Below are 8,286 nucleotides of genomic sequence, written 5' to 3' on the forward strand. Positions count from 1 at the left end.
ATCGTCAATTTCAGAGTACGGTCACCAATGCCGGAGACGGGCCGACATCATCGCGCCCGCCGTGCAGGAACCGACGCGATGCCCACGCCAACCGTTTCGCCGGCCGCCGCTCTCGCGATCATCGGAGCCGCGCTTCTCCTCGGCGGATGCCAGGACGAGATGGCGCCCGGCGCCGCCAAGGCCTCCGAGAAGCCGAGCCATGCCGCCCGGCCCGTCCTGGTCCAGCGGGTGGCCTTCGAGGACCGGGTGCCCGAGCGCAGCTTCGTCGGCACGATCCGCCCTAGGATCGAGAGCGACCTCGGCTTCCGCGTCCAGGGCAAGGTCGCCCGCCGTCTCGTGAATGTCGGCGACGTCGTCAAGGCGGGCCAGCCGCTCGCCACCCTCGACGAGGCCGACCTGCGCCTGCAGACCGATCAGGCCGAGGCCGAGCGCCGGGCCGCCACGGTCTCGCTCGGCCAGGCCGAGGCCGACCTGCGGCGCACCCTCACCCTGTCCGGCCAGGGCTGGATTGCGGTGGCCCTCGTCGACAAGCAGAAGACCGCGACGGAAGAGGCGCGCAGCCGCCTGATGCGGGCGGAGCGCTCGGTGACGCTCGCCCAGAACGCCTTCTCCTACGCCGTGCTGACGGCCGATGCCGACGGCGTCGTGACCGCCACCGCGATCGAGCCCGGTCAGGTCGTCGCGGCGGGCCAGACCGCGATCCGCCTCGCCCACACGGCGGAGAAGGAGGCGGTGATCGCCGTGCCCGAGGCGCTGGTCGGCCAGGTCCGCGCGGGCGAGGCCCGCATGGGCCTGTGGTCGAACGCCAAGGCGCGTTATTCGGCTCGCCTCCGCGAGCTCGCGCCCGCCGCCGACGAGATGACGCGGACCTACCTCGCCCGCTTCTCCCTTCCCGATGCCGATGCCGGGGTTCAGCTCGGCATGACCGCGACGGTGACGGTGTCGGGGATGGCCGCCGAGCGGATCGTGCGCGTGCCGCTGCCCGCCCTGTTCAACCAGGGCAGCGGCCCCGCCGTCTGGACGGTGGACGATACAGGCCACCTGACGCTCAAGTCCGTGACGGTGTCGGCCTACGACGCGCAGGACGCCCTCGTCGCGGGCGGTCTCGCGGAGGGCGACCGGATCGTCCGGCTCGGGGTGCAGAAGCTCGACGCGGGCCAGCGCGTGCGGGTGGTCGAGGCGCTCGAGTTCTAAGACTCGACGGTCCAGGCGGGAAACGGTCCGATGAAGCGCTTCAACCTCTCCGCCTGGGCGGTTCATCACCGCGCCATGGTGCTGTTCCTGATCCTGGCCGCCACGGTGAGCGGCAGCTTCGCCTTTCTTAGCCTCGGCCGGGCGGAGGACCCGAACTTCACGATCAAGGTCGCCGTCGTCACCGTGATCTGGCCGGGCGCCACGGCGCGCGAGATCCAGGACCAGGTCACCGACCGCATCGAGAAGAAGCTGCAGACCCTCCCCTATTTCGAGAAGGTGATGACCTACTCGAAGCCGTCCTTCGCGGCGATGCAGGTCACCTTCCGCGACAACACGCCGGGCCATCTGGTGCCGACGCTGTTCTACCAGCTCCGCAAGAAGCTCGACGACGTGCGGGGCGAGTTGCCCGCCGGCATCATCGGTCCCAACGTCAACGACGAGTACGGCGACGTCGATTCCATCCTCTACATGCTGACCGGCGACGGCGCCGACTATTCCCAGCTCAAGAAGGTCGCGGAGGGGCTTCGCCAGCACCTGCTCAAGGTCGAGAGCGTGACGAAGGTCAACCTCTACGGCGTGCAGGAGCCGCGCATCTTCGTGGAGTTCAGCCACGCCAAGCTCGCGACGCTGGGGATCACGCCGCAGGTCCTGTTCGAGTCCCTCGCCCGCCAGAACGCCGTGACGCCGGCCGGCACGGTCGAGACCGGGGCCCAGCGCATCCCCCTGCGCGTCACCGGCGCGCTCGACGGGGTCAAGGCCGTCTCCGAGACGCCCGTCGAGGCGGGCGGGCGCAGCTTCCGCCTCGGCGACATCGCCACGGTGACGCGAGGGTTCGCCGACCCGCCCGACAACCTGATCCGGCAGGTGGGCCGCCCGGCGCTGGGGATCGGCGTCGTGATGGCGCGCGGCGTCAACATCACGACCTTCGGCCGGGACGTCGAGGCGGCCAAGAACGCCTTCCTGGAGAGCGTGCCCCAGGGCGTTGCCCTGGAGCAGGTCGCCGATCAGGCCAAGGTCGTGAAGGCGGCCATGACCGAGTTCGAACATTCCTTCCTCGAGGCCCTGGCGATCGTGCTCGCGGTGAGCTTCCTGTCGCTGGGCTGGCGCACGGGCATCGTGGTCGCCCTCTCGGTGCCCCTCGTTCTCGCCATCACCTTTGTGGTGATGCAGGCGCTCGGGATCGACCTCCACCGCATCACGCTCGGCGCGCTCATCATCGCGCTGGGGCTGCTCGTGGACGACGCCATCATCGCCGTCGAGATGATGGTGGTGAGGATGGAGCAGGGCTGGGACCGGATGCGGGCCGCGGCCTTCGCCTGGGAATCCACCGCCTTCCCGATGCTGACGGGCACCCTCGTCACCGTGGCGGGCTTCCTGCCCGTGGGATTTGCCGCCTCGGGCGTCGGCGAGTACGCCGGCGGCATCTTCTGGGTGGTCGCGATCGCGCTGATCGCCTCCTGGTTCGTGGCGGTCATCTTCACGCCCTATCTCGGCGTGCTGCTGCTGCCGAAGAACCTCGCTGCGCACGGCGCCCACACCGATCCGGACGCCGTCTACCAGACGCGGACCTACCGTGGCCTGCGTGCCGTCGTGCGGGCCTGCCTGCGCTGGCGGCTGACCGTGATCGGCGCGACGCTCGCGATCTTCGCCGCCGCCGTCGTCGGCTTCGGCCACGTCCAGCAGCAATTCTTCCCGCTCTCGGAGCGGCCCGAGCTGTTCCTGCAGCTGCGCCTGCCGGAAGGAACCGCGATCGGCACCACCACGACCGCGGTGAAGCAGGCCGAGGCGATCCTCGGGACCGAGGACCCCGACATCGAGACCTACACGGCCTATGTCGGCCAGGGCAGCCCCCGCTTCTGGCTCGGCCTCAACCCGCAGCTTCCGAACGAGGCCTTCGCCGAGATCGTCATCGTCGCCCGCGGCGTCGAGGCGCGCGAGCGGATCAAGGCGCGGATCGAGGCGGCGGTGGCCAAGGGCGCCCTGGCCCAGGCCCGGGTGCGGGTCGACCGCTTCAACTTCGGCCCTCCCGTCGGCTTCCCCGTCCAGTTCCGCGTCGTCGGGCCCGATCCGGCCAAGGTGCGCGACCTCGCCTACCGGGTGCGGGACGTGGTCCGGAGCAACGACAAGGTCGTGGAGGCCCATCTCGACTGGAACGAGATGACGCCCTCCGTCCGCCTCGTCGTCGATCAGGAGCGGGCCCGGGCGCTGGGCCTGAACGTCCAGGACGTGTCGCAGACTCTGCAGACCCTGCTCACCGGCGTCACCGTGACGACGGTCCGCGAGGGCATCGAGCAGGTCGGCGTCGTCGCTCGCGCCGCGTCGGCCGAGCGGCTCGACCTCGGCCGGATCGGCGACCTCACCCTGGTCTCGCGCGGCGGCAACGTGGTGCCCGTGGCCCAGGTCGCGCGTCTCGAATACGCGCACGAGGAGCCGATCCTGTGGCGGCGCAACCGCGACATGGCGATCACCGTGCGCTCCGACGTGGTGGACGGGGTCCAGCCCCCGGACGTCACGAACGCGATCTGGCCCCTGCTGAAGCCGATCCGCGACGGCCTGGCGCCGGGCTACCGGATCGAGATCGGCGGGGCGGTCGAGGAATCGGACAAGGCCAACGCCTCGCTGTTCGTCCTCTTCCCCGTGATGATCCTGGCGATGCTGACGCTCCTGATGATCCAGCTCCAGAGCTTCTCGCGGCTGTTCCTCGTCTTCCTCACCGCGCCGCTCGGGCTGATCGGCGCCTCGCTTGCGCTTAATCTGACGGCGATGCCGTTCGGCTTCGTCGCCCTGCTCGGCTTGATCGCGCTCGCCGGCATGATCATGCGCAACGCCGTCATCCTGGTCGATCAGACCGAGGCCGACGTCGCCTCGGGCCATCACACCCTGCGCGAGGCCATCGTCGAGGCGACGGTGCGGCGGGCGCGCCCCGTGGTGCTCACTGCGCTCGCCGCGATCCTCGCGATGATCCCGCTGTCGCGCAGCGCCTTCTGGGGGCCTATGGCGGTCACCATCATGGGCGGCCTGCTGGTGGCCACCTTCCTGACGCTGCTGTTCTTCCCCGCCCTCTACGCGTTCTGGTTCCGCAAGCGCCTCGACGACCAGCCGGCGGCCGCGGATGAGGAGACCCCGCCCCTGGCGCCGGCGCGCCCGCCGCTCGCGATCGCCGCCGAATGACGTCCACCTTCGAAGCCTAGGAGACCGACATCCAAAGTCCCGACACCTCGATGACGGCACCCGATCCGACCGCGCCCGCGACGCCGGAGCTGCGCTGCCGCATCCTCAGCATCGCCGAGCGGCTTTTTCGCGAGATTGGCTACCGCAAGACCACGGTGGCCGACATCGCCGCGGCCCTGCGCATGAGCCCCGGCAACGTCTACCGCTTCTTCCCCTCGAAGAAGGCCCTGAACGAATCGGTGGCCGAGCTGCTGCTGGGCGAGATCGAGGCGGAGCTCGCGCGCATCGTCGAGCGCCGGGATCTCGACGTCGCCGAGCGTCTGCGGGCCTTCCTCTCGGCCCTTCACGGCATGAGCGCGGAGCGCTTCACGGTCGACCGGCGCATGCACGAGATGGTGGAGGTGGCGATCACCGAGAACTGGGAGGTCTGCCGGCGCTATCGCACGCAGATCAACGGGCTGCTCCGCCGGCTGGTGGTCGAGGGCATGGAAACGGGAGAGTTCGCGGCGGGCGACCCGAAGGTCGCTGCGGATTGCATCCAGCTCGCGATCGTTCGCTTCTGCCACCCGGCCCTGATCGCGCAATGCGACGGTGAGCCCGGTCCCGGCGTCGATGAGATGGCGCGCTTCATCCTCGACGGCCTGCGCCCCCGCTGAGGACGATCCGGCGCAGCCGACCCGGAACCCTGCCGCGCACGCAACGATTGCCGGGGGAGGCATCCACAGGCGGGCGACATGCTGTGACGCGCTACGGCTACCACTGCTCCCACGAACAATTCTCGCCCGGCGACCTTCTCGCCTGGGTGAGGCTCGCCGAGGAGGTCGGCTTCGCGACAGCCTCGGCCTCCGACCATTTCCACCCCTGGAACGAGCGTCCGGGCCAGTCCGGCTTCGTCTGGTCCTGGCTCGGCGCGGCCATGGAGCGGACGCGGCTGCCGTTCCGGACCGTGTCGGCGCCGGGCTACCGCTACCACCCGGCGATCCTCGCCCAGGCCGGGGCGACGCTCTCGGCGATGTATCCCGAGCGGCTGTGGATGGCCCTGGGGAGCGGGCAATTGCTCAACGAGGGCATCACCGGCCTGCCCTGGCCCGGCAAGTCCGAGCGCAACGCGCGCCTTCGCGAATGCGTGGACGTGATGCGGGCGCTCTGGGCCGGCGAGACCGTGACCCATCGGGGCCGGATCACGGTCGACGAGGCCAAGCTCTACACCCGGCCGGACGTCCCGCCGCTGGTCATCGGCGCGGCCGTGTCCCCCGAGACCGCTCGCTGGGTCGGAAGCTGGGCAGATGGCCTCATCACCGTGGCCGGCGGCGAGCCCCAGGGCCTGGCCCGGATCGTCGAAGCGTTCCGCGAGGGCGGCGGGACGGGCAAGCCGGTGCTCGCCCAGGCCAAGATCGCCTGGGGCCCGGACGAGGCGGCGCTCCGCGCCGACGCCCTCGCGCAATGGGGAACCAACCTCTTCGAGGGCGACGCGCCCTGGCACCTGCGCACCCCGCGGCAGTTCGAACATGCCGCCGCCTTCGTCCGCGCCGACGACCTCGACCGTGGGATCACGGTCTCGACCGATCTCGGTCGGCACGCGGAGCGCCTGCGCGCCTATGCCGATTGCGGGGTCGACGAGATCACGATCCACCAGGTCGGGCGCAACCACCCCGCCTTCCTCGAGGCCTTCGGCAGGCATGTCCTGCCGCAACTCGCTTGAGGCCTAACCGGCGATGACGCCGTAGACCACGACGCCTGCGCCGACGACGATCATGGCGTAGGCGAAGGCGAGGCTCTTCCACTCGCCGCTCTCCCGGGGACCTTCGACCGGATCTTCCATGACGCACTCCCTCTCACGCTTGGATCCGAAGATCCGTTTCGAGCCGACGAGGGTGCCTCGGACTGGCGGCAGGCACCCTCTCGCGCCGGTTCAGCGGAACGACACGCCGGCGCCGAACGGGCCGACATGGAAGACGGGACGGGCGTAATAGCCGCGGTGACCGTAATAGGGACCGTAGTAGCGCCCGTAGCCGTAGCGGCGGTACATCGGGCGGCACTCGCCCCAACGGTTCGGCGCCCAGCCCGGGCCGCAGCCGTAGGCGACCCGCTCGACGGCCGCGTCCTGCAGGATGCCGGCAGGAACGGGCGAGAGCGGGGCGGCGCTTGCCGACGACGCGAAACCGAGACCGAGAGCGACGATGGCAATCGTGCCCAGCACCTTGACCTGTGTCATGACCTTACCTCCTCTGGTGTCCCGGGCCGCATTTGCTGACTCGCGGACGATCCCTGAGGTAGATCCTCAGTTTTTGGAAAGATGTGCAGAATGTTACGTGTGAGTTTGCTTGGCCGCACCAACTAATCGCGCACAATTGGATGTTCTCGTCGTCGGTGCGGGCGTCGTCGGCCTGGCGATCGGCCGCGCGCTGGCGCTGCGCGGCCATGCCGTCATCGTCGCCGAGGCCGAGGCCGGCATCGGGATGGGTGTCTCCTCGCGTAATTCCGAGGTGATCCATGCGGGGATGTACTACCCGGCCGGCTCCTTGCGGGCGCGCCACTGCGTGGCCGGCAGCGCCCTGCTCTACGCCTTCTGCGAACGCCACGGCGTGCCCCATCGGGCCTGCGGCAAGCTCATCGTCGCGACCTCACCCGCGGAGGTCGCGACAATCGAGGCGATCCACGCGCGCGGCGTCACCAACGGCGTCCCGGGCCTCGCCCTGCTCGACGCGGCGGAGGCGCGCCGCCTGGAGACCCACCTCGCCTGCGTCGCGGCCCTGCACTCGCCCCGCACCGGCATCGTCGACAGCCACGCCCTGATGCTGGCGCTCCAAGGTGCGATCGAGGATTCGGGCGGCGTGCTTGCCCTGCGCACGCCGATCGAGGGCCTGGAGCGCCGGGGTGCAGCCTGGCATGCGCGGTTCGGTGGCGCCGAGTCCGGCGAATTGGTCTGCGATGCCGTCGTCGTTGCGGCCGGGCTGTCGAGCCCGAGCCTGATCGGTGCGATCGAGGATTACCCGCGCGAGCGGGTGCCGCGCCTCGTCCTCGCCAAGGGCAGCTACTTCGCCTGCACGGCCCGCCCCGCCTTCGAGCGGCTGATCTACCCGGCGCCCGTCGAGGGGGGCCTGGGCATCCACCTTACTCTCGACCTTGCCGGCCGGATGCGGTTCGGCCCCGACGTCGAATGGGTGGATCGGCTCGACTACGCCGTCGATCCGGGACGCGGCGCCGCCTTCTACGCGGCCATCCGCCGCTACTGGCCCGGCCTGCCCGATGGGAGCCTCACGCCGGACTACGCGGGCATCCGCCCTAAGGTCACGGGACCAGGCGAGCCGGCGGCGGATTTCGGCATCGACGATGGCCGCGAGCACGGCCTGGCCGGCCTCGTCGCGCTCTCCGGGATCGAAGGCCCCGGCCTGACCGCGAGCCTGTCGCTTGCCGAGGATATCGCCGAAAGGCTGGAGGCCTGATCGGAGGCCTCGTCCGCGACACTTGTCGTTCTTCCACGATTTCAAAGCGTTGCCGCGGGGCCTTCATCGCGGGGCTGAACGGCGCCTCGCCAAGTGCCCGATGAAAGCCGTCACGCTGGCGCCGGCGGACGGTCCCGCCCCAGCTCCGGCGGTCCGGCGGCGAGGAACCATCGAAAGCGGCAAAGGTTGTTCCGGCTGTAAGGAAAGACGCTGAGGAGGCGCTGATGGCATCAGGAAACTCGACCTCGAAGCGAGGTTTTGCCTCGATGGATCTCGAGCGGCAGCGCGAGATCGCGAGCAAGGGCGGTCGGAGCGTTCCGGCCGAGAAGCGGTCGTTCTCACAGGATCGTGAGTTGGCCTCGTCGGCGGGCCGCAAGGGCGGACAATCGACGGGTACTGGTCGTCCCGGCGAAGACTAAGCACCGGACGGCGCGTGCCACCTTCGGGACGCGCCGTCTCAAACAGCAAGAGGCCC

The 8,286-nt window shown here is 70.1% G+C and carries 7 protein-coding genes; 6 read left to right on the forward strand and 1 reads right to left on the reverse strand.

Translation table 11 applies throughout. The annotated features are described in order from the left end of the window. The first annotated feature begins 78 nt into the window (after nt 1-78). The 4 genes from MFF55_RS25715 (at nt 79) to MFF55_RS25730 (ending at nt 6,067) form a co-directional block, all read left to right on the forward strand. Nucleotides 79-1,194, forward strand: coding sequence for an efflux RND transporter periplasmic adaptor subunit (locus MFF55_RS25715; RefSeq protein ID WP_238246961.1), 1,116 nt, complete (start codon nt 79-81; stop codon nt 1,192-1,194). Between the two features lie 30 nt (nt 1,195-1,224). Beyond that, on the forward strand, nt 1,225-4,365 hold the full coding sequence (locus MFF55_RS25720) for an efflux RND transporter permease subunit (RefSeq protein WP_238246963.1): 3,141 nt from the start codon (nt 1,225-1,227) through the stop codon (nt 4,363-4,365). Nucleotides 4,366-4,415: 50 nt separating this feature from the next. Next, nucleotides 4,416-5,021 (forward strand): TetR/AcrR family transcriptional regulator, encoded by a 606-nt coding sequence (locus MFF55_RS25725; protein ID WP_238246965.1) that lies wholly within the window; start codon nt 4,416-4,418, stop codon nt 5,019-5,021. A gap of 83 nt (nt 5,022-5,104) precedes the next feature. After that, nucleotides 5,105-6,067 carry a TIGR03885 family FMN-dependent LLM class oxidoreductase gene (locus MFF55_RS25730; protein ID WP_238246968.1) on the forward strand — a complete coding sequence of 321 codons (963 nt, stop codon included), beginning with the start codon at nt 5,105-5,107 and terminating at the stop codon, nt 6,065-6,067. Between the two features lie 210 nt (nt 6,068-6,277). Here the strand turns inward: MFF55_RS25730 and MFF55_RS25735 are convergent, their stop codons facing one another. Further along, nucleotides 6,278-6,580, reverse strand: a complete 303-nt coding sequence (locus MFF55_RS25735; RefSeq protein ID WP_238246970.1) for a GCG_CRPN prefix-to-repeats domain-containing protein — start codon at nt 6,578-6,580, stop codon at nt 6,278-6,280. Nucleotides 6,581-6,716: 136 nt separating this feature from the next. On the opposite strand from MFF55_RS25735, the gene MFF55_RS25740 reads away from it, so the two are divergent. Next, nucleotides 6,717-7,811 (forward strand): NAD(P)/FAD-dependent oxidoreductase, encoded by a 1,095-nt coding sequence (locus MFF55_RS25740; protein WP_238246971.1) that lies wholly within the window; start codon nt 6,717-6,719, stop codon nt 7,809-7,811. A gap of 224 nt (nt 7,812-8,035) precedes the next feature. Then, entirely contained in the window at nt 8,036-8,230 is a 195-nt protein-coding gene (locus MFF55_RS25745) for a con-10 family general stress protein (RefSeq protein WP_238246974.1), read from the forward strand. The last annotated feature ends 56 nt before the right edge of the window (nt 8,231-8,286 follow it).

Source organism: Methylobacterium iners (assembly GCF_022179305.1).
Classification (GTDB): domain Bacteria; phylum Pseudomonadota; class Alphaproteobacteria; order Rhizobiales; family Beijerinckiaceae; genus Methylobacterium; species Methylobacterium iners.

Excerpts from the sequence above, each read along its gene's own strand:
- MFF55_RS25715 (WP_238246961.1), top strand. The coding sequence starts at position 79 with ATGCCCACGCCAACCGTTTCGCCGGCCGCCGCTCTCGCGATCATCGGA.
- MFF55_RS25720 (WP_238246963.1), top strand. The coding sequence starts at position 1,225 with ATGAAGCGCTTCAACCTCTCCGCCTGGGCGGTTCATCACCGCGCCATG.
- MFF55_RS25725 (WP_238246965.1), top strand. The coding sequence starts at position 4,416 with ATGACGGCACCCGATCCGACCGCGCCCGCGACGCCGGAGCTGCGCTGC.
- MFF55_RS25735 (WP_238246970.1), bottom strand. The coding sequence starts at position 6,580 with ATGACACAGGTCAAGGTGCTGGGCACGATTGCCATCGTCGCTCTCGGT.
- MFF55_RS25745 (WP_238246974.1), top strand. The coding sequence starts at position 8,036 with ATGGCATCAGGAAACTCGACCTCGAAGCGAGGTTTTGCCTCGATGGAT.